Genomic DNA, 23,681 nt, shown 5'->3' with positions numbered 1-23,681 from the left:
AAACTGCCCTCAAGTAATTTATTGGCTCCACTGATTTATTATGCTTCTCTACTTTTGTCACACTTTAAAAAAGCTTCACCAATTTCATTTTCCATTTCTAAAATAATTTTCATAATAACTAGCCTATCAATATTTGGTTCTATATTTAATAGCTTAATAGTTATTTGAGCAAGAGAAATTGCAGAAGAATGTGCAGGGTTTGTCATTCCTGAATTGCTTTGTCCAACTAAAAGAAAATCTTCTGTAGATTCACACATTCCTAGCTTATTATTGATGCCTTTAGTCCCAGCGTGTATATTTTGACTAGCCCACTTATAATAAGGTCTCATATGGTCCAATAATACATCTTTCTCTATATCAGCAAAAGTGACACGTTTATTTGTTATAAAATTAGAAGCCCAACCATATGATTCTTTAAAAGTTTTTCCATATTTTGCAATCACTTCATCATATACTTTTTTGCATTGAAGTATTTCTTGTTCTGAATTTCCTTTTTCATTTAATCTATGCTCATACTCTTTATGTTGAATCATCCCTTTGTATGATTCAACTATATCATGCCAATAAAACCGTTCTGCACATTCTTGTCCATGTTTTAATATAAATATCGCAGTAACTATCACCTCATGCAATGCACGCCATCTTGCATGAGCTCCATCTGCAAATCCAGATTTTAGTAAGCATAAGATTTCTTGAGAAATATGACATGCTCTAGCATGGTGTCTAACGACAATATCAAAAACGAGATTATTCTCTTTTACTGCTGTAGAACGATATGATTTGTTGAATTCTTCACCTGCTTCAGTACATATAACAATAAATGTTTCAAACAAGTCAAAAGCTATGTTCCACCTTTTGTGATTTCTTTTGCAAAATTCTGAAAATAGTATTCTTCTTTCTTCAAGCATTTTTGGGGCGTCTGATAATAATGTTTTTTTTATAGATTTTACTAAATCAGGTATTATTTCTTGAATCATACTTTCTTCTAAATTATTAACTTCATTTTCACCAAGAGAAACTAATGATTTGTTTAGCTCATCTTCTAGTGTTTCATAAAATGTATGAGTTAAAATTTTCATGTGTATTATCCTTATTATGCATAGCTATTTATTATCGGACATAATGTCCAAATATCAAATTTATTCTTATTATCAGGACAAAAATATGTTCCTATAATAGTTTAAAAATATTATAGGAACATATTTTTAAATAAATAAAATAATTATATTGGAATAACGATAAAAAATTACTTTTTAATGTCTAAATAATAGAGAATATGAGTTAAAATAAGAAGTTCAACACTTGTACCTTCTGGGTATATTCACCAATTCAATTCTATTAATAACAAGTTTTTTCTTAACAAAAACTGCTTTATGAAAAATCATTATGTAATAAAACTTTTAAGCTTTATTCAATGAGTGAAAATTTTTTAACAAATAACTTATGAAAAATGTATTATTAAGTTAACATAATTGTTAAATATACTTATCATATACTTTTTTAAAAACTTCTAAGAAAATGGAGTCTTTTATGAGACACTTTTAGATAAAATTTTGTTATCATAAAAAACTATTATAAAGGTACTATTATGAAAATTACTTCAATTGTTTTAAGTATAGGAATATTTTTATTTTCAGGTTGTGCACATAAGCCTATCCCTGGTTCAAACAATATTTTAGAACTTCCTAATGAATCTGCAACAATGGGTTGTGAATTTATTAAAAAATCTAGAGTATTAAATCTAATTGGCTTTGGACATGATATGCATGTCGAAAATGCAAAAATTTTAATGATAAACGATGTTATCATGAATAATGGGAATGCTTATTTACAACACTATTTATCTGCAGGTTTTGGAGAAGCGGGTAATGCAAGTTTTAGTATTTACAAATGTCCTGAAGGATATAACTACAGAAATACAAAAATATCAAAAAATTCTAGCTCAAATGATTCTATGGATAAATTAGAAAAAATTAAAGATATGTATGAAAATAAATTAATAACTAAGGATGAATATGACAAAAAAAGAAAGGAATTATTAGATAGTTTTTGATTAATATATTACATATCCTGAATTATATAAGATATTTATTTAGAAATTCAATAACTTGTAGTTTTAGAACTTTCTCTAATTTAATTATTGAAATAAATTCATATGAAAAACATCTAGCCGATTCTCTTATCCGGCGAGGTACATAAAAAGGGAGTCGAGAAATAGGCTGTCTAGCTAATTTTGATTTTTTTCTCTGTCTAAAACCTGCCTTATTCTTAGTAAAATTCCACTTTAGTTCATTAAGATCATTGGGGGAGAGAATATTTTATAAAACAGTTTTCCCTATCTTAGAAATGAAATTGTATCCTTCAAATGAATTATTAATAAGCATTTTTAAATAAGATAAAGACAAATCGACATATTTGAACTTCCAAAATAATAAATAAACATTATAATTTAAAATGTGATTAAAATAAAGGAATTACATGTTGAGAATAGTATTTATAATATTTCTAACATTAAAAGGAGTTCTTATGGCAATAGAAGAACCAAAGTATACTCTCATGGAAAAATATGAGGCATTTGAAATCAGAAAATATTCACCATATCTTGTAGCACAAACTGAGGTTTCGGGTACATTTGATGAAAGAGGTGGCAAAGCATTTAGAATTCTTATTAAATATATCTCAGGTGAGAATCAGCAGCAAAGTAATATAAAAATGACGGCGCCTGTGATACAAGAAAGTTCAGATAAAGAAGGACAAAAGATATCAATGACAGCTCCAGTGATACAAGAAAAAGGTAAAGAAGATTCTAACAGTGCCATTATTAGTTTTGTAATGCCTGAAAGCTTTACATTAGATACTCTTCCTTCTCCATTAGATAATCGTATTACTCTTAGAGAAATACCAGCAAAGATTGTTGCTGTACTACAATACTCAGGTGGATGGACAGAGAAAAGATATAAAGAGCATGAAGCCATACTTATTAAAGCACTCCAAGATGCTAATATTAAGATCATAGGTGAGCCAAGTTTTGCACGATACAATTCTCCATTTGCACTTTGGTTTATGCGTAGAAATGAAATTATGATAGAAGTGCAAAGATAAAGAAGGATAGTTTATGGAAAAAGGCTGGAAACAAACATGGGAAAATTTACTTTTTCAACATTTTGAGATTGAAGATAAAAGTTTTTTAGAAAAATATTTGCCAAAAGATTGTTATCTCGATAGTTTTGAAGGAAAATATTACATTGGCTTAGTTAGTATGCAAATGACTAATGTACGCCATAAATCAACAAAAGATTTTGTATGGTTTAAAGAATATAATGAACTTAATGTAAGAGCTTATATTACATATAAAAATAAACCTGGAGTTTTATTTTTAAGTTTAGATGTTGACTCTTTAATTTCGGTTTTTGGTGCAAGAGTTTTTTATGGCCTACCTTATCGATATAGAAATTATAAAGTAGAAAATAAATCAATAGAAACTTTGCATAATAACAATGATATTTTTAAATGTGAATATTCTATAGATAATGATTTTAAAATATATAAAAAAGGTAGTTTCGCTTTTTGGGCAACTGAGAGATACTTTTTTGCAAACAAATATTTAGGATTTAGTTTTATGGGAAATATAACTCACAAGCCATGGGTTTTAACAACTGCAAAAGTTAATAATCAAAATTTAGAAGTATTAAAACCATACAATATAGTATCTCAACACAAAGATATACTGTTTTGTAAATCTTTAGAGGTTACTACCTCAAAATTACAGCTTATTTAATCCATGAAAAAAGCATATCTTTTTTATGATGGTGAATGTCCATTTTGTAATCAATATGCTAAGTTTAGAGAACTTAGAGAGTGTATTGATATTGAACTTGTAGATGCAAGAGAAAATCTACTCTGGAAAGAAGTTAATCCAAACTTGAACCTTGATGATGGTATTATTTTATTATTAAGTGAAGATTTCACAATATTGCAAGGTGTCGAAGCAATAGCATATCTTGATAATATTTGTATATTTAAAGGTTTGATTTTTAAAATCCAAAAGTTTATATTTTCAAATAATAATTTAGCCCCTTTTGTATATAGTGCTTTAAAAATTTTCCGAAAAATAGCTTTGTATTTTAAGAATAAAGCGTAAATTAGGTACATGTAAGCAAAAAATATTTTAACTCATGTTTAAACATATATGTCACTTATGGCATAATCATACGAAGGACTTAAATGACTAGATTAGAATTAATTCAAAAAATCCAGAATAGAAAAAAGCAAATTAATATAAGTATTGAAAATTTAGCAAAATTAAGTAATCTAGGTGTTAGAACTGTCAATAGATTTTTCGCAGGTGATGATGTAAAATTTAGTACTATAGAAAAAATCACAAATCTACTTGGGCTTGATTTTGCAGGAAATGAAGTAATCCCGCTAAATCAATTACAAAAACAAAGAGCAAAAGAAAAAGCTTTATTTATGGCATCTTTAGTTCAAAGTACATCAACTTTAGAATTTCAAGGCTTAGAAAAAGATTCTTTAGACAAAATTATACATAAGTTTGAAAAAGAATTCCTACAAGGACAATATAAAAATAAACTGTGGGTTGTATAATGACTTATAGTATAAAACTAATATATGAATGTCAGGATTAAAATTATCAGAGAATAATCTTGTATATTATAAGAAATATAATTCATATTTTATCTATTTTGACTAATAATAAGAAATAAACTTCATATTTAAGGAAAATATCTATGAAACTTAATGATTTAGGTAAAGAAATAAAACTTTTGCAAAACAAAGTTGTGGATTGACAAATAGTGAATATGAATTAATTTTAAAAGAATGTAAAGAAGCAGTAATAAAAACAAAAAAAGAGGTAGAAGAATTTTAATTCTATATTTTTCTCATTTGACTAACTTTTTCTTTAGCATTTTGCATTCTAACTTCTGCTGCAACTTCCTTATCAACTATTGTTTGACCTATTGGAAAAAGTGCAATGCCAGCTAGTTTTAAATGTTGAATCCCAAAAGGTATTCCTATGATTGTTATAAAACAAGCTATAGCATTCATTATGTGTGCAATCGCTAACCATAATCCAAAGAGTAAAAACCAAATGATATTTCCAATTACTCCAAATCCACTTGTTCCAATATCTTTTGCTTGATGTAACTCTTCTCTACTAATAGCTTCTTTGCCAAATGGAAAAAATGTAAATTGTCCTATTACAAAACAAGCTTTAGCCCAAGGTATACCAATGATTGAGATGAAACAGATTAATCCCATTATCCACCAAAGTATTCCCATTAATACTCCACCTAAAATAAACCATAAAAAATTACCAATTAATCTCATTGTTGTATTTCCATTTTTGATATAACGTTAGTATATCTTTTTTCAAATTACTAGCAAAAATTTTTGATGGTTTTTTCTAAAACTTAATAACTTTCAAAGGTCTTTTTTTGCTATTATTCTAAAAATTTCGGAGAAAAGAATATGAATACAAAAATAAAAGATTTTGTGGAGAGTAATTTATTTACAAAATTTATTATTTATTTGATTATCTTAAATGGTATTACTATGGGATTAGAAACTTCTAAATCATTTATGTTGAGTTTTGGAGATTATGCTTTATTATTTAATCAAATAGTTATAACAATATTTACAATAGAAATAGCACTTAGAATTTATGTTTATAGAACTTCTTTTTTCAAAGATCCATGGAGTTTATTTGATTTCTTTGTTGTTTCTATATCATTAATTCCAACAAGTGCAGGTTTTGAAATAGTAAGGGTTTTAAGAGTACTAAGATTATTTAGACTTATTACTGCTGTACCTCAAATGAAGAAAATAGTTTCAGCTTTAATTAGTGTAATTCCTGGAATGTTATCTGTAATTGCATTAATGACTTTGTTTTTTTATATATTTGCAATTATGGCAACACAGCTTTTTTCTGAGAAGTTTCCTGAATGGTTTGGAACATTAGGAGAATCTTTTTATACTTTATTTCAAGTTATGACTTTAGAATCATGGTCTATGGGAATTGTAAGACCTGTAATGGAAGTATATCCATATGCATGGGTCTTCTTTGTTCCTTTTATATTTGTTGTAACTTTTGTTATGATAAATTTGGTTGTGGCAATCATTGTTGATGCAATGGCTATATTAAATAAAAAAGAAGAAGAAACGATTTTAGAAGAAGTTCATTCAAATGAAATACATGTAAATGATGAGATAAGACAATTAAGAGCAGAAATAGGTGAGCTTAAATTTTTAATAGAAAATAACCTGAAAACTAAATAATTGCTTTTTATTACTCCATATTATATGGTATTTATTAGCAAATTAACCTTCTGTTAACTATTGATTGTATTTCAGTTAATCGTGGTCTATTATAATTACTTTATATTAAGAAGAAACGCGAAGCTTCTTAAAAAGTTTAAAAGCCGCGAACCTTTAAACTTTCAAAATTTGTTCTCCTTACAAAAAAGCTCCTTGAAAAAAGGAGCTTTTTTTTTGCCTATAATATTTAACTCTAAGAAACCCTACATATTAAAAATAATGATAATTATTTACTCTTATTTACTTCTTGTTAAAACATAATTAATATCACAAATATATAATTCAAAAAAATATATATAAAGGTAATAAAATTATGAATTTCAAATACTCTAAACAACTTTTCCTCGTGGGAATAATTTCTATGTTATTATCTTGCAATTCTTTAGGTTTACCAGCACAAAAAACACAGATAGAAAAAAATGAAGAAATCAATAATAGTCCAATAACAAGTACAAGTTCTCAATACCCTATAGTAGATACAAACCAAGAAAAATGTTTTGATGTAAGTGGAGTGCAGATTTCATGTATGCAAACAGGACAAGATGCACAGTATAAAACTCTAAGTCCTTCTTTTTCAGATAATAATGACGGAACGGTAAGTGATCATATTACAAAATTAGTATGGCAACAAACAGCAGATATAAATGGTGATGGGAAAGTTAATTATGATGATAAAATGAGTCAAAGTGATGCAATATCATATTGCGAGAATTTAACTCTTGCCAAAAAATCTGATTGGAGACTTCCAGATATTAAATCTATATATTCATTAATTGATTTTAATGGTAAGGATATAAGTGCTTATGATGAAGAAGATAGTAAATTAACACCATTTATTAATAATTATGTCTTTGGTTTTGGATATGGAGATAGAAGTAAAAAAGAAAGACTTATAGATGCTCAGTGGGCAACATCAACAAAATATGTATCTAATACAATGAATGGTAACAATACAATGTTTGGGGTTAATTTTGCAGATGGAAGAATAAAAGGCTATCCACTTACGGCAAGGGGTAAAGATAAAAAGTTTTATGTTCAATGTGTTCGTGGAAATGAAAATTATGGGAAAAACAATTTTATAGATCATAAAGATGGAACAATCACAGATCTTGCAACAAATCTTATGTGGCAAAAAAATGATAATGGTCTTGGTGTAAAGTGGAGCGATGCATTAGAGTATTGTGAAAACTCTAGAGAAGCAGGATATAGCAATTGGAAACTACCAGATGCAAAAGAGCTTCAAAGTATAGTAGATTATACACGTTCACCAGATACAAGTAATTCTGCTGCTATTAATTCAGTTTTTAATGCAACTCCTATAATAAATGAAAATAAACAAAAAGATTTTGCTTTTTATTGGAGTAGTACTAGCCATGAAAATATGTCAAATGCTAGAAATGCTGTATATATAAGTTTTGGGAGAGCATTAGGATATTTTCATGGTTTTTATTTAGATGTTCATGGAGCAGGTGCTCAAAGAAGTGCTCCTAAAGATATATCACAAATAAATGTAAAGCAAAATGGTTTTAAAGTTGTAAATGGTGCAATCATTCGTGGACCACAAGGAGATGTTATTAGGGGCTTAAATTTTGCAAGATGTGTTAGAAATATAAAATAAAAAGAGTTAAAAAGTGAATTTTGGCTTTTTTATTATTTTATAGCCAAATTTATTATTATATAATTGGTAAAAAAGTGATATGATTACAGTGTAATGATTCTTTTTATCAAGGAGAAGGTTTTGTTTAAATATTATAAAATATTCCTTGCCTCTATCTTTTATGTAATAAGTATATTTTTTTACAATTATTCTTCATATATGGACTATAAACAAAAAGAAATAGAAGTTGTAGATGACAAATTAAAAATTGGTGCTTATACTGTATATAATATATTAGGTGAAGATTTTTTTAAAAAAGCAATAAATAAAGATTCAATTTCCCAAGAAGAAGATTGGGAAAATATAAACAAATTATCATATTATAACAATCATGCAAACTTAGCTTTTATCTATTCATCAATTAAAAAAGATAATAAAGTGTATCTAACTTCTTCAAGTGCTTCAAAAGAAGAATTAGAAGAAAAAAGTGAATTACACTATTTTCACCATTATGAAGATGCGGGAGAATCACTTGTTAATTCTTTTGAATCAAAAGAAATTCTTTATGATAATTATACTGATAAATGGAGTTCTTTTAGAGCTGTACATATTCCAATGACATTAGAAAATTCACAGGTTATTGTAATATCTGCTGAGGTTTCAATGGAAGTTTTTAACAAAATTATCGATGATATAAAATATAAATATCTTGAAGAAACACTATTATATCTTCTACTAACTCTTCCAATAATATTTACAACATATTTATCTATAAAAGAAAAAACTTTAGAAAATATTATGATGGAACATGAAGTTATGAGGTCAGAGAAAATGGCTGCATTAGGTGAAATGATTGCAAATATAGCCCATCAATGGAGACAGCCTTTATCTGTTATTTCTACAGGTGTCACAGGAATGAAAATACAAAAAGAATATGGAATTTTAAATGATGAAGAATTTGATAAAACTTGTCAAGCAATAAATGACAATGCTCAATATTTATCAAAAACAATAGATCATTTTAGTGATTTTATAAAAGGTGAACGAAATAAAGTTGTATTTGATATAGCAGATAATATAAATAACTTTTTAACTTTGGTTCAAGGTTCTATTAAAATTCATAATATAAATATAGTTTTAGATCTTGAAGAAAATATCAAGATTAATAATTATCCAAACGAACTTTTGCAGTGTTTATTCAATATTTTTAATAATGCAAAAGATGCATTAATAGAAAAAAAAGTTGAGAATAAATATGTTTTTATTTCTTCTAAAATTAAAAAAAATCATGTAATTATTAAAATAAAAGACAATGCCCATGGAATAGCAAATAGTGTTTTACCTCATATATTTGAACCTTATTTTACAACAAAAGATAAAAGTAAAGGTACAGGATTAGGTTTAAATATTACATATAATCTAGTAACAAAAGGTATGGATGGTTCAATGGAAGCTTATAATGTTTCTTTTACTTATAATAAAAATGAATATGCAGGTGCGGAGTTCAGAATAGAATTACCATATGAATAAAATACTATAACACTATTTATTATGAGAGGGCTTTTTCTTTAGCTTTTATCATATTTAAATTATAAATAATTTGCCAAGATGATTTATGTTATTATCTAATATTAATAAAACAAAATACAGTAAAATCTAGGATTATATTATATATGGAAACACTAAAAGAACTGAAATCTGGCAAATTAAAAAACTCAACACATATCAAAATAGCATGTAGTCTTGATATCTTTCCTTCTGAATTATATACCTTAGAAGATAGCTTGGAAGTTTTGGATTTAACTGATAATAATCTATCTTCTTTGCCAGATGATTTTTATAGATTTAAAAAACTAAAAAGACTTTTTTTATCAAATAATCAATTTAATCATGTTCCAAAAGTATTAGCTAAACTTCCTGTTTTATCAATGATTGGAATAAGAAATAATCATATTGAAATATTTGAAGAAAATTCATTACCTCTTAGTACAAGATGGTTAATATTAACTGATAACAATTTGCAAGCTATACCTGAGTCTATTGGTGATTTATCTTTACTTCAAAAATTTATGATTTCAGGAAATCAATTAACGTTTTTACCTTCTAGTATTAGTAATTGTAAAAATTTAGAACTTTTAAGAATTTCTGCAAATAAACTTAGCTCTTTCCCTAATATTTTACTTTCATTACCAAAACTTTCATGGCTTGCATATAGTGGAAACCCTTTTTGTAAAAAACATCCAAACTCTAATACAAAATTGCAAATAATTTCATGGAATGAATTAGAAATAAAAGAACTATTAGGGGAGGGTGCTTCTGGGAATATTTATAAAGCAATATATGAAAATAAAGAAGTTGCTATAAAAGTATTTAAAGGAGATATGACATCAGATGGTTTACCCCAAGAAGAAATGGATATAAATATCTCTATGGGTGTACATGAAAATCTTATTGATGTTTTAGCTCAAGTAGTAAATCATCCCCAAAATAAAGATGTATTGATGTTAGAACTAATTCCATCTTCTTTTTCAAACTTAGGATTGCCTCCTAGTTTTGAGACTTGTACAAGGGATGTTTATAAAGAAAACTTTAAACTCTCACTTCAATCTTGTTTAAAAATTCTAAAAGGAATGGCAAATGCTGCTGTTCATATGCATGAACGAAATATAATGCATGGTGATTTTTATGCACATAATATTATGATAGATAAAAATGATAATAGTATTTTAGGTGATTTTGGTGGAGCATCATATTATGAAGCAGAAGATTTGCAAATGCATAACGCCTTAGAACATTTAGAAGTAAGAGCTTTTGGATGTTTGATTGAAGATTTATTGGTTTTATCAAAGGAAGATAATAAAAGTGAAAAAATAAAAGATGCTTTATTGAAATTACAAATATCATGTTTAAGTGAAATCCCTAATAAAAGACCCTTATTTAAAGAGATATTAGAGCGATTAGATGAAATTGTATCTTAAGTTAATTATTTATTAACTATTGATTATAGTTTAGTTAATGCTCGGATATTATACTGTCTATATAACTTAAGAGGAAATGCGAATCTTCTTAAAAAGTTTAAAAGCCGCGAACCTTTAAACTTAGATTATAAATTTTGTTCTCCTTAGAAAAAAAGCTTCTTGTAAAAGAAGCTTTTTTTTTGCCTGATATAATTTATTCTTATATAACAAATTCTTTATTTGTTAAACAATATTTTATTTACTAAGTGTTAATATGTTTATATATTAATGTAAAGGATTATATTTGAGATTATTAATTTTATTAATAATAACACTTAAGGGCACCTCTAAAAATTAGTCAATATTCATAAAAATTGAAAATATTCATAAAATCACTGATGATGTATACTTTGCAATAAAGCGACAAAACCCTTTATGTAAGGCTTTTTGTAGGACTTTTTAGCTAAAATATCTATATAAATATAGGTACAAAGGTTAAAAAATGGCAGGACTATTTGACTACGAATTTCAATTGGAAAAAATCAATAAACATCAACCACCGCTACAAAAACTAAACAAGATTATTGATTGGGAGATGTTTAGAGAAACAATTGAATCAGCTTTAGAAAAAGAGGATAGAAAGTCAAATGCAGGAAGAAAGCCATACGATAAATTGCTAATGTTTAAAATTTTAATACTTCAACGATATTATAATCTTTCAGATGAACAAACAGAATTTCAGATCAAAGATAGATTATCATTTTTAGATTTTTTAGGATTGCAAATCGGTGATGATGTACCAGATGAAAAGACTATATGGTTGTTTAAAGAGCAACTAAAAGAGAAAGGTTTATCCAAAAAATTATTTGAACTATTTACCTCTAAACTTATCTCAAATGGAATAGTTGCCAAAGAGGGGACAATCGTTGATGCTTCATTTGTAAATGTACCCAAACAAAGAAATACAAGAGATGAAAATAAACAAATCAAAGAGGATAAAATGCCACAAAGCTTTGAAGACAATCCAAATAAAAAAGCTCAAAAAGATTGTGATGCAAGATGGACAACAAAAGGAGGTCAAAGAGAATATGGATATAAAGATCATGTAGCCTCAGATCAGAAAACTAAAATTATCACTAAATATGAAGTGACGCCAGCTTCAACCCATGATTCACAAGTGGTTAAAGATTTGATAGATGGAGATGATAATACCCTCTATGCTGATAGTGCTTATAAATCTGAAGAGACTGAGCAATATCTCGAAAGTAAAAATGTGAAATCAAAAGTTATCAAAAGAGCCTACAGAAACAAACCCTTAACCAATGCCCAGCATAAAGAAAATTATAAACACTCTAAAACAAGAGTAAGAGTTGAACATATATTTGGAACACTTACAACTCAAATGCATAATGCACTTAATCTTCTCTCAATTGGAATAGATAGGATAAAGTCCACAATAGGACTTACGAACCTTACCTACAACTTAGTCAGATACGAACAGATGGTTAGATTACAAAAGGTAAAATTGATATGAAAAGAGTTGGGAAATGGATGAAATATCCAAAATATTAGGGTGATTTCCACAAAATTCTTAGTAAAGTTCAGTTAGAATTGGGCTGAGATTTTTTAAAAATCAAAAAAAGTAAAAGTTGGGAGCTTTAAAAGGTATTTTTAGAGGTTCCCTTAATATATTTGCGCAAGAACTAGGAAGTTATATTGGGCCTACGCTATCTCAATTAAATTATCTTAGCAATAAAAAAGAACTAAAATTATGTATTGGCCCTGATTCTATGCCCTTTGAAGATTTTGGAGAAAATGGCGAATATATTGGACTTACATCAGACTATTATAAAATATTTTCTAAAAATCTAAATATCCCAATCAATGTTGTACCTGTTAAAACATGGAAAGAATCTATAGACTTAGCAAAAGATAGAACATGCGATATTATATCAGCTATGCAGACAGAAGAAAGAAAACAATATCTAAATTTTACAAGCCCTTATTTAAAAACACCTGTTGTAATTGCTACAAATAATGATAAACCTTTTATTTCAGATTTTAAAGATTTAACAAATGAAAAAATAGGTGTACCTAAAAGTTATGCTTATGTTGAAGAACTAAAAAAAATCTATCCTAATATAAATTATGTTGAAGTACCAACAATAAAAGATGGTTTAAAAAAAGTTATAGATGGTGAATTATATGGACAAGTAGGAACCTTAGCTAGTATTGGATATTTTTTTATCACAGATTTTATAGGTTCTCTTAAAATTGCAGGGAAAACAGATAAAGTAAATTTAGAATTAGGAATAGGAGTTAGAAATGATGACCCTATACTTTTTGATATCTTACAAAATCAAGTAGAAAATATTGATGAATCTTTTCATAACAAAGTACTGAACAACTGGATAAATATTAAATATAATACTTCTATTGATTATACTTTAGTTTATCAAATCCTATTTCTAGTATTTATTTTGGCATGTTTTTTTATATATAAACAATTCTATTTAAGAAATATGAATAAAAAACTAGCAGAAGAAGTTAATAAAAAAACTAAATTACTTGTTGACTCTAATAAGAAGTTAAAGATAAATGAACAGATTTTAAAACAATATAATAAAGACTTAGAAATAAAAATAAAAGAGGAAGTTGATAAAAATATAAAAATACGAAAACAACTTTTTACTGCAGAAAAAATCTCATCAATGATAGAAATGATAAATAATATATCTCATCAATGGAGACAGCCTCTTTCTATAATATCAATTATATCAAGTGGAATGCTATTAAAAAAGGAGTATGGTTTACTAGATGATAAAGAGTTTAGAGATAATTGTATTATGATAGATAATAATGTTCAATTTATTTCTAAAACAATTGATAATTTCAGAAACTTTATTGATAATGATAATAATAAAAAAGTATTTGATTTAGAAAATGCAATAGAGGATTTCTTAAATTTAGTTAGTGCATTAATTACAAATGATCATATAAACATAATATTAAATTTAGAAAAAGATATAAAAATCAATGGATATGAAAATGAGTTAATTCAATGTTTCATTAATATTTTTAATAATGCAAGAACAGCTTTAAATGAAAGAAAAATAGAAGAAAAACTTATATTCATAACAACTTCAATTGAAGATAATAAAGTAATTATAACAATAAAAGATAATGCACAAGGAATAAGTGAAGAAATTATGAATAAATTGTTTGAACCATATATTACAACTAAACATCAATCCCAAGGAATAGGTTTAGGTCTTTATATTACTTATAATTTAATAGTTGATAAAATGAAAGGAGCAATTGATATAATTAATACAGTTTTTACTTATAATAACAAAAAATATAACGGGGTAGAAGTTACTATTACTTTACCTGTAGAAACACAAACAATTCACAATAACGCACCTATTGAGCTTTAAAATATAGATAATAAAGCAGTTTTTAGAGTTTAATGCTAAAATAGTATATATTAAAAAAAGTTATAAAAGTACTTATTTTTCTAACTTAAGATACAATGCAAAACTCATTTAAAAATAATGGAGAAATTAATATAGAAAATTTTTTAAATATAAAAAATATTGCCATAGCTTTATTATTATCAACTGTTTATGTGTTACTTGGTATCTTAAGTATGAAATATGTAACCATGTCTTCTGGTATCGCAATAGCTTGGCTTCCAAACTCTTTACTTCTTGCATTTTTTTTACTAAAAGATATTAAGCAATGGAAATATTACATTCCATTTTTTGTGATGGCAGAAATAGTAGCTGATTATTCAACATTTACTATTATTCAGGCCTTACAATTTGCTTTTATAAATATTTTTGAAACAACTTTAGCTGCATTTTTAATAAAGAAATTTTCTGGAAATCAGAAAGTAAATTTTACTAATACGAAATATGTAATAATGTTTTTCTTTATAGGATTAAATATTATGCCAGCAATTGGTGCTCTTTTTGGGGCACTTGTATATTCTACTAGAATAGACGAACATACAACTTTTTTTGAATTTTGGCGACTTTGGTATTTTGGAGATGCCGTTGGAATTTTATTATTAACTCCAATAATGGTTATATTAAAAGAAAATTATGAATCTTTAAAAAAATATGATTTTAATATTTTAAATATATTTGTAATAGTTTTTGCTTTATATTTATCCATAGAGTTATTTTCTACAAGTAATATAAATCTTTCATTACCCGCAACACCATTTATTTTTATTTTAGCACTTGTTTGGATTATCTATAAACAGGGAATTTTACCAGCGTTAATTCTTTCACTTTTGATTTCAGGGACAGCTATATATTATACTGTAGGAGGAATAGGACCTTTTTCAATATTTTTAGAAAAAGAGACTACTATATATTTACAAGAGTTTATATTTTTACTTTTTATTATTACAATTTTCGTTGGTGCTCTTCACAAAGAGATAGATGATTCTAAAGAAGAACTCAAAAAATTAAACAAAACCCTTGAAAATAAAGTTGAAGAAAAAACAAAATCATTAGTTGAAGCAAATGAAAAGTTAATTCAATTAGCATCAAAAGATACTTTAACAAATATTTATAATAGAAGAATGATTGATGAATATATTTCACAAGAAACTACAAAATCAAAAAGACATAAAAGTGATTTCTCTTTAATGATATTAGATATAGATTATTTTAAAGAAACAAATGATAAATATGGGCATCAAGTAGGAGATGAGATACTAATACAAATATGTAATATTATCTCCAATAATATTAGAGAATCAGATATTTTTGGAAGATGGGGTGGTGAAGAATTTATTCTTTTACTTCCTCAAACAAATTTAGATAATGCATATATAGTGGCTGAAAATCTAAGAAATAAAATAGAAAATCATTCTTTTGAGAAAGTTGGACAAAAGACTATAAGTATAGGAATTTCCCAGTTTGATAATATTGAAGATACTAAACAATTTATAAAAAGAGCAGATGATGCTATGTATAAAGCCAAAAATAGTGGAAGAAATAAAGTTTTAGTTTCAGAATAAATAAAATGTGTATTGAATTTGGCAGTGTAAAAATCACATTCTAAATTCTAGAATGTGATTTCTCATATGATAAGATTTATAATAAAGAGTTTAGTTTATCTGTAAGAGTTTGCTTGTTTGCCGAACTACCAATCATTTCCTGACTTCATCACTTTTGAAAAAGAGCATAAAACAATATCTAATAAACCCCATGGTTAAGGTATTTTAATTTTTAAGTTGGGTGACCCACGATATAATATTGTATGTTTATTCGTAAAAAAAGAAATGCAAGTGGTAGTATAAGTGTTCAAATAATAGAAAAAATTGGAAGAAATAATAAAGTAGTGCAAACTATTGGTTCATCTAAAGATGAAATAGAAATAGAACTTTTATATGAAGAGGGATTAAAACTTATTCCACAACTCACCAAACAACCTATATTAAATTTATTTCCAAATGATAATAGTGAAAATATAATAGATACCTTTGTAAAAAATCTATCAACAAATAGTATTGTTTGTATTGGCCCAGAACTTATTATCGCAAGATTGTTTGATTATATTGGATTTAGTAAAATTATTGATGATGAACTTTTAAAACATTTAGTTGTAACAAGACTTATTAATCCAGGAAGTAAATTAAAAGTTATTGAGTATCTTAAACGATATAGAAATATAGATATTGATATTATGAAGATATATCGCTTTATGGATAAGTTTAATGTTGTATATAAAGAGGAGATTGAACAAGTAGCCTTTGAACATACAAAAAAAATATTAGGTGAAATTACTGTTTTATTTTATGATGTTACAACACTTTACTTTGAGAGTGAAGATGAGGATGATTTAAGAAGAATTGGATTTAGTAAAGATGGTAAATTTCAATCTCCACAAATAATGCTTGGACTTTTAGTGGGAGAAAAAGGTTATCCAATAGGCTATGATATTTATGAGGGGAATAGCTATGAAGGAAATACTTTTATACCAATACTTCAAAAGTTTGAAAAGAAATTTAATTTAGAAAAACCAATTGTAATAGCTGATTCAGGATTGTTATCTAAAAATAATATAGAACAACTAAAAACTCATAACTATAAATATATCTTAGGTGCAAGAATCAAAAATGAAAATCATATTACAAAAAGTAAAATATTATCTTTAAATCTTGATGTAAATAATGCTATTGCAACCGTTGCAAAAGGTGATGATACACTTGTGTTGTCATATACAGATAAAAGAGCAAAAAAAGATAAATATAATAGAGAAAAAGGTTTAAAAAGATTAGAAAAGAAAATCAAATCAGGAAGACTTACAAAAGATCAAATCAATAGTAGAGGATATAATAAATATTTACATCTTAAAAATGAAATTGAAGTAGTAATTGATTATGATAAATTTAATGAAGATGCACTTTGGGATGGTCTTAAAGGTTATATCACAAATACAACACTCAGTCCATCTGAAGTGATTGAAAACTACTCAAATCTGTGGCATATAGAAAGAGCCTTTAGAATTTCTAAAACAGATTTAAAAATAAGACCAATTCATCATTATCTAAGACATAGAATAGAAGCTCATATCTCAATATCATTTATTGCATATACAGTTTATAAAGAACTTGAAAGAATTATTAAACTTCATGATAAGAATTTGTCAGTGCAAATAGCCCTCGAAGAGATAAAAACAATCTATGGATTAGAATATATAAACCCACTTACACATAAGAAAAAATTTGAAGTGTTGCAACTTAATGAAATACAACTAAAAATTCAAAATATTATTGATATTCATATTGGGTGCCTCGAATGATGAAGTCAGGGAATTTATTCTTTTACTTCCTCAAACAAATTTAGATAATGCATATATAGTGGCTGAAAATCTAAGAAATAAAATAGAAAATCATTCTTTTGAGAAAGTTGGACAAAAGACTATAAGTATAGGAATTTCCCAGTTTGATAATATTGAAGATACTAAACAATTTATAAAAAGAGCAGATGATGCTATGTATAAAGCCAAAAATAGTGGAAGAAATAAAGTTTTAGTTTCAGAATAAATAAAATGTGTATTGAATTTGGCAGTGTAAAAATCACATTCTAAATTCTAGAATGTGATTTCTCATATGATAAGATTTATAATAAAGAGTTTAGTTTATCTGTAAGAGTTTGCTTGTTTGCCGAACTACCAATCATTTGATCTACTATTTCTCCATCTTTTAAGAAAATAAGAGTGGGTATTGATCTTACACCGTATTTAACTGTTAAATCTTGTTGATCATCTGAATTTACTTTACAAATTTTTGCTTTTCCATCAAAATCTATTGCTAGTTGATCAATTACAGGTGATAACATTCTACAAGGTCCACACCAAGTAGCCCAAAAATCTAGTAATACTACACCACTTTTTATTACTTCATCAATATTTTCTGTTGTTACTTCTATATATTTACTCATATTATAATTTTCCTTCGTTTTTACCTAAGTACTCAGCAACACCAGCAGTAGAAGCTTTCATTCCTTCGTCACCTTTTACCCAACCAGCTGGACATACTTCTCCATGCTCATTTGTAAAAATCATTGTATCTACCATTCTAATCATTTCATCAATATTTCTTCCTAGTGGTAAGTCATTGATTACTGCATTTCTTACTGTTCCATCTGAATCTATTAAAAATGATCCTCTTAATGCTACTGATTCACCAAACAATACATCATAATCTCTTGAAATTGATTTTGAAAGGTCAGCTACTAATGGGAATTTAACTCTTCCAATTCCACCATTTTCAACAGGAGTTTCTCTCCATGCAAAGTGAGAGAATTGAGAATCTACTGAACAACCTATTACTGATACACCTCTTGATGTAAAATCTTCAATTCTTTTTGAGAATGCAATGATTTCTGATGGACAAACAAAAGTGAAATCTAATGGATAGAAAAATAATACTGCACCTTTTTCCCCAATGTTTTCATATAAGTTAAAATTTTCTACAATTTGACCATCTGCAAGTACAGCTGTTGCTGTAAAATCTGGAGCTTTTTTAGTTACTAACATATTTAAATCCTTTTTATTTTTTATTAATTTTTCGTTTTGTGATGAAAGTATAATGTATATATTATTAAAGCTTACTTAATAAAATATATCAAAAGATAAAATTTATCGTTTAATTTTATATTCAATGCAGAATGAAAAATTTATAAATTAAAATCTAATACTTTTAATTTAATAAAGAAAATCAATATTTTAATAAGATAGTAGTTATAATTTCTTAGGCGTATTAATAATAAAAGTATGAACCTTATTTATACTTTATTATAATAAAATAATTAAAGACAATTAAATACCAAACTATATTAGGATATTTAAATGAAAAATAGAAAATATAAATCAAAAAGGTTTTTACTACCAATTCTTTCATTAGTACTTATATCTATTGTATCCATAGCTTCTATAAGTTCTTATATTACAATTAAAATATTCAAATCCCATATGGAAGAACAAATTGAAAAAACTAAAATAAGTTATACCCAAGATCAAAAAAATAAAGTGCACCAAGAAGTAGATTTTGTAAAAGAAACAATAGATTTCCAAATAGCAGATGCAGAAAATATCCTAAAAGCTAATTTAAAAGATAAGATAAATATTGCTATAAATGTAGCAAACTCTATTTATGATACATATAAAGATATTAACAGTAAAGAAGAGATAAAAGAAAAAATAGCAAAAACACTTTCACTAATTAAATTTGATGATGGTCTTGGCTATTACTTTATTTATGATAGTAAAACTAATGTTATGCTTGAACATCCTTTATCCGAACTTATTGGAAATGATATGACAACTTTTATAAATAATAGTGGTCAGAATCTTATTGAATTATTTACATCTGAACTTGAAAAGAATGAAATAGCTTATTCTAAAACTTATTTTGCCAAACCTAATGACAAAGAAAAAGAATTTCCTAAAATTACTTGCGTAACAAAATTTGAACCCCTAAATTTGGTGTTTGGTATTGGAGAATATCTTGATATTATAGAAAAACAAAGTAAAGAATATATAATAAATAGATTTTCAAAAACAAAATATTATGAAAAAGATAAATACATAGCTATTCTTGAAGTCCACGATTTAAAAGGTGGAGATGATTTTGCTACAGTATTATTAAACTCAAATAAACCTGAATTAATAGGGAATAAAACTTCTGATAAAGATTTGGATATTAAAGGGAATATGTATAAAAAAGATTACTTAACTTTAATAAAAGAAAAAGGAGAAGGTTTTACTGAGTATTGGTATAAAAAACCATCTACAAATCAGCCTGAATTAAAAATATCATATATATATTTCCAAAAAGATTGGAATTGGATAATTTTAAGTGGTTTTTATTATGATGATTTGGAAAAACAGATTTTATCTATGAAAGAATCAATCTCATCTTACACAAATCATACAATAAAAGAAACACTTTTTTGGGTTGGATTACTGTCTCTTTTTGCTATTTTAGTAGCAATAATTGTATCTTTGAAAATTGATAAAACAATAAAAGAATATACAAATGCAATAGTTGTTTATGAAGATAATAAAAGAAAACAAGAACATTTACTCATACAACAAAGTAAAATAGCAGCAATGGGTGAGATGATATTGAATATAGCTCATCAATGGAGACAGCCCTTATCTACAATTTCAACAGCAGCTACAGGAACAAAATTACAAAAAGAAATGAATTGTTTGAGTGATGAACAATTGAATACAGCTTTAACAACTATAAATGATTCAAGTCAACATTTATCTAAAATAATTGATGATTTTGGAGAGTTTTTTAATTCAAGTAACAATAGAATGAGTGAATATAATATTAATGATATTTTAGACAAAACATTAGAAATCATAAAAGCACAGTTCATAGATAAAAATATTGAATTAGTTAAGAATATAGAAGAATTTAAATTATTATCAATAGAAAATGAACTTATTCAAGTGTTAGTTAATATTTTAAATAATGCAGCTGATGCTTTAACTTTAAATAAAAATGAAAGAAAATTGATTTTTATAGAGGCTTATCAAAAAAAAAATCATTCATATATAAATATAAAAGATAATGCAGGTGGAATTCCTGAAAATATAATTGATAGAATTTTTGAGCCATATTTCACAACAAAACACCAAGCTCAAGGTACAGGAATTGGATTATATATGAGTGAAGAGATTGTTAAAAATCATTTAAATGGAACACTTAGTGCAGAAAATGATACTTATGAATATGAGGGTATTTCTTATGTTGGTGCAAAATTTATTATTAAAATAAATTAGATATTGATAAACTCCTAAAATCAAACAGCTACTTTGGAATTTTGATTTCATTGCTTATTATGTTAAACTTTATAATATAAATTTAATTAAAAGGAGCATTATGCAAGATATATCAAATGAAAAATTTGTATTGAGAATAATTAAATATGCTCCTTTAATATTTATATTAATCGCTTCAATTTTAACTACAGCTTACATCTCTTTAGATTATATTAATACTTTAAAAAAAGAAAAAGAAAAAATAGAGAATGAATATATAAAGTTAAATAAAGAGTTAATCAAAAGTGACATAAACAATATATACAACTATATAAATAATAAAAATGCTCAATCTAATGAGCTTTTAAAACAAAAACTAAAAAAAGAGATAAATACTGCTCACGATATTATGACTTCTATATATGATAAGTATAAAAATGAAAGAACAAAAGAAGAAATAATTGAAATAATGAAAACAGCCTTAGAGAATGTAAGATTTAACGATGGAAGAGGTTATTTTTCAATTCATACAATGGAAGGAGTAAATGTTTTTCATCCAATATATAAAGAGTTTGAAGGAACTTTAGTATTAAATAGAAAAGACATTTATGGAGATTATCCTGTAAGAGAGGCTATTTCTATTGCAAAAGCAAAAACAGAAGGTTTTCTTTCTTGGTATTATTATAAGTTAAAAGATAAATCGAAAGAGTTAAAAAAACTTGGTATTGTAAAGGAATTTAAACCATATAACTTTATTATTACCACTGCAGAATTCGAAGAAGATTTTGAAAATCTAGTAAAAAATCAAATTATAGATTATATAAAAGTTCTAAATGATGGTGGAAGTAATCATATTTTTATAATAGATAAAAATGCAGATTTTTTACTAACTAAAACAAAATTTGTTAATGTAAGTGATATTGATAAAGAAAATATATTTGTTAAATCATATAACGATTTTATAAATTCTAATGATAAAGATAAATATTCACAATATGAATATACAAGTATAGATGAACGTATAAGTAAGTCAGCAAAAATTTCATATCTAAGAAAAGTAGAAATCTATGATTGGATAATAGGAACAGGTTTTAACTTAGATAATCTAAGTTTAAAAATAAAAGAAAAACAAAAAGAATTAGAAAAAGATTATGATGAACATATGTATGTTGCAATTATAATTGCAACTTCTATGACTTTTTTATTTTTAATATCTTCAATGCTTGTTTCAAGATTATTACAAAAGAAATTTTTACTACATAAAAAAGATTTAGAAAAACAAATCATTGAAAATAAAAAACAAAAAGAGACTTTAATAAGAGCACAAGAAGTAGCGCATATTGGTGATTGGAAATTAGACTTACAAACAAATGAAGTTTTTTGGTCAGATGAAATTATTCGTATATTCGGTTTTGAAAAATATGATAAGAATATGTTTGGATTTGAACTTCTAAAAGACATAATAGTTCCTGAAGATATATCTGCTTTGGAAGATGTAATAAGAAACTGCATAAATAAAGGAATAGAATATAAAATTATTTATAGAATAAAAAGAGCAAATAATGAAATTCGTTGGATTGATTGTAGAGGAAAATTGGATGAAGATAAATTATCTATTATTGGAATAATACAAGATATAACTGAAAGTAAAAATCTTGAAATAGAAAAACAACAAAAAGATGAGTTATTATATCAACAAAGTAAAATGGCAGCAATGGGTGAAATGATAGGAAATATCGCCCACCAATGGAGACAACCACTTTCTACTATTTCAACAGCGTCAACAGGAACAAAATTACAAAAAGAGATGAATTGTTTGAGTGATGAAGATTTATTCTCAGCTTTAACTTCTATAAATAATTCAGCTCAATATTTATCTAAAACAATTGATGATTTTAGAGATTTCTTTAATCCAAGCAATAATAAAATTACTGAATTTAATATCAAAGATACTATTTTAAAAACCTTAAATCTAGTAAAAGCACAATTTGTTTCAAAAGAAATAGAGATTATTCAAGATATACAAGAATATAAAATAAGGACGATAGAAAATGAGTTAATTCAAGTATTGGTAAATATATTAAATAATGCAAGAGATGCATTAGATCTTGCAGAAAATCAAAGAAGATTAATTTTTATAAATGCATATTCAAAAGACAATACTTTGCATTTGGAAATACAAGATAATGCACAAGGAATACCAGAAGATATAATAGATAGAATATTTGAACCATATTTTACAACAAAACATCAATCTCAAGGTACAGGAATTGGGTTATATATGAGTAAAGAGATAGTAGAAAAACATTTAAATGGAAAACTAATTGTATCAAATAAAGAGTATGTATTTGATGGAATATCCTATGTGGGCGCTTGCTTTACAATTGGAATTATGGATGATTTTATTTAAATATACTTTTTGTAGGAATTTATAAAAGTTTCAATTAGGCTTATTTAAATCCGCTCATAATAGCTTTATTCTAAATTTATTT

Annotated in this window: 20 protein-coding genes; 16 read left to right on the top strand and 4 right to left on the bottom strand. The window is 26.0% G+C overall.

Annotation, left to right across the window (positions count from 1 at the left end):
- Positions 1-38: 38 nt before the first annotated feature.
- Entirely contained in the window at positions 39-1,079 is a 1,041-nt protein-coding gene (locus tag AACT_RS14100; protein WP_172127945.1) for a DUF5677 domain-containing protein, read from the bottom strand.
- Between the two features lie 509 nt (positions 1,080-1,588).
- Here AACT_RS14100 and AACT_RS14095 point away from each other — a divergent pair.
- The 5 genes from AACT_RS14095 to AACT_RS14075 all read left to right on the top strand — a co-directional run bounded on the left by AACT_RS14095 (position 1,589) and on the right by AACT_RS14075 (position 4,605).
- Positions 1,589-2,053, top strand: coding sequence for an SHOCT domain-containing protein (locus AACT_RS14095; RefSeq protein ID WP_172127943.1), 465 nt, complete (start codon positions 1,589-1,591; stop codon positions 2,051-2,053).
- Positions 2,054-2,526: 473 nt separating this feature from the next.
- Positions 2,527-3,102, top strand: coding sequence for an SOUL family heme-binding protein (locus AACT_RS14090; protein ID WP_172127941.1), 576 nt, complete (start codon positions 2,527-2,529; stop codon positions 3,100-3,102).
- A gap of 13 nt (positions 3,103-3,115) precedes the next feature.
- Entirely contained in the window at positions 3,116-3,778 is a 663-nt protein-coding gene (locus tag AACT_RS14085; protein ID WP_172127939.1) for a DUF2071 domain-containing protein, read from the top strand.
- Positions 3,779-3,781: 3 nt separating this feature from the next.
- Positions 3,782-4,141: a DCC1-like thiol-disulfide oxidoreductase family protein gene (locus tag AACT_RS14080; RefSeq protein ID WP_172127937.1), complete on the top strand. Its 360-nt coding sequence runs from the start codon at positions 3,782-3,784 to the stop codon at positions 4,139-4,141.
- An 83-nt stretch (positions 4,142-4,224) separates the two neighbouring features.
- The gene (locus AACT_RS14075) at positions 4,225-4,605 is read left to right on the top strand and encodes a helix-turn-helix domain-containing protein (protein ID WP_172127935.1); all 381 of its coding nucleotides are present in this window, start codon (positions 4,225-4,227) and stop codon (positions 4,603-4,605) included.
- 285 nt (positions 4,606-4,890) lie between these two features.
- Here AACT_RS14075 and AACT_RS14070 read toward each other — a convergent pair whose 3' ends face one another.
- On the bottom strand, positions 4,891-5,349 hold the full coding sequence (locus tag AACT_RS14070; protein WP_172127933.1) for a YccF domain-containing protein: 459 nt from the start codon (positions 5,347-5,349) through the stop codon (positions 4,891-4,893).
- 141 nt (positions 5,350-5,490) lie between these two features.
- Between AACT_RS14070 and AACT_RS14065 the strand changes: the two genes are divergently transcribed.
- The 9 genes from AACT_RS14065 to AACT_RS14025 all read left to right on the top strand — a co-directional run bounded on the left by AACT_RS14065 (position 5,491) and on the right by AACT_RS14025 (position 17,956).
- On the top strand, positions 5,491-6,297 hold the full coding sequence (locus AACT_RS14065) for an ion transporter (protein ID WP_172127931.1): 807 nt from the start codon (positions 5,491-5,493) through the stop codon (positions 6,295-6,297).
- Between the two features lie 400 nt (positions 6,298-6,697).
- The gene (locus AACT_RS14060) at positions 6,698-7,954 is read left to right on the top strand and encodes an Lcl C-terminal domain-containing protein (protein ID WP_172127929.1); all 1,257 of its coding nucleotides are present in this window, start codon (positions 6,698-6,700) and stop codon (positions 7,952-7,954) included.
- Positions 7,955-8,074: 120 nt separating this feature from the next.
- On the top strand, positions 8,075-9,463 hold the full coding sequence (locus AACT_RS14055) for a sensor histidine kinase (RefSeq protein ID WP_172127927.1): 1,389 nt from the start codon (positions 8,075-8,077) through the stop codon (positions 9,461-9,463).
- Positions 9,464-9,606: 143 nt separating this feature from the next.
- Positions 9,607-10,911, top strand: a complete 1,305-nt coding sequence (locus AACT_RS14050) for a leucine-rich repeat-containing protein kinase family protein (protein ID WP_172127925.1) — start codon at positions 9,607-9,609, stop codon at positions 10,909-10,911.
- 481 nt (positions 10,912-11,392) lie between these two features.
- Positions 11,393-12,424, top strand: coding sequence for an IS5 family transposase (locus AACT_RS14045; protein WP_172125441.1), 1,032 nt, complete (start codon positions 11,393-11,395; stop codon positions 12,422-12,424).
- A gap of 115 nt (positions 12,425-12,539) precedes the next feature.
- A complete protein-coding gene (locus AACT_RS14040; protein ID WP_172127923.1) occupies positions 12,540-14,327 on the top strand; it encodes a transporter substrate-binding domain-containing protein in 1,788 nt (595 codons plus the stop codon).
- Between the two features lie 95 nt (positions 14,328-14,422).
- Complete coding sequence (locus AACT_RS14035) at positions 14,423-15,925, top strand: sensor domain-containing diguanylate cyclase (protein ID WP_172127921.1); 1,503 nt, start codon at positions 14,423-14,425, stop codon at positions 15,923-15,925.
- 242 nt (positions 15,926-16,167) lie between these two features.
- Positions 16,168-17,712, top strand: coding sequence for an IS1634 family transposase (locus tag AACT_RS14030; protein ID WP_172126420.1), 1,545 nt, complete (start codon positions 16,168-16,170; stop codon positions 17,710-17,712).
- The gene (locus tag AACT_RS14025; RefSeq protein WP_172127919.1) at positions 17,696-17,956 is read left to right on the top strand and encodes a GGDEF domain-containing protein; all 261 of its coding nucleotides are present in this window, start codon (positions 17,696-17,698) and stop codon (positions 17,954-17,956) included. Before AACT_RS14030 ends, AACT_RS14025 begins: the two co-directional genes overlap by 17 nt.
- A gap of 76 nt (positions 17,957-18,032) precedes the next feature.
- On the opposite strand, the gene trxA is transcribed toward AACT_RS14025, so the two are convergent.
- Together trxA and AACT_RS14015 are read right to left on the bottom strand one after the other, a co-directional pair.
- The gene (gene trxA, locus AACT_RS14020; RefSeq protein ID WP_172127917.1) at positions 18,033-18,353 is read right to left on the bottom strand and encodes a thioredoxin; all 321 of its coding nucleotides are present in this window, start codon (positions 18,351-18,353) and stop codon (positions 18,033-18,035) included.
- A 1-nt stretch (position 18,354) separates the two neighbouring features.
- A complete protein-coding gene (locus AACT_RS14015; protein WP_172127915.1) occupies positions 18,355-18,951 on the bottom strand; it encodes a peroxiredoxin in 597 nt (198 codons plus the stop codon).
- 312 nt (positions 18,952-19,263) lie between these two features.
- Between AACT_RS14015 and AACT_RS14010 the strand changes: the two genes are divergently transcribed.
- Both AACT_RS14010 and AACT_RS14005 read left to right on the top strand, forming a co-directional pair.
- Positions 19,264-21,210: a sensor histidine kinase gene (locus tag AACT_RS14010; RefSeq protein WP_172127913.1), complete on the top strand. Its 1,947-nt coding sequence runs from the start codon at positions 19,264-19,266 to the stop codon at positions 21,208-21,210.
- Positions 21,211-21,310: 100 nt separating this feature from the next.
- A complete protein-coding gene (locus AACT_RS14005; protein WP_172127911.1) occupies positions 21,311-23,599 on the top strand; it encodes a cache domain-containing protein in 2,289 nt (762 codons plus the stop codon).
- The last annotated feature ends 82 nt before the right edge of the window (positions 23,600-23,681 follow it).

The organism is Arcobacter acticola, from assembly GCF_013177675.1.
Classification (GTDB): Bacteria; Campylobacterota; Campylobacteria; order Campylobacterales; family Arcobacteraceae; genus Aliarcobacter; species Aliarcobacter acticola.
Note: the sequence above shows the minus strand (reverse complement) of the source record. Positions and strands in the feature narration are given on the sequence as shown.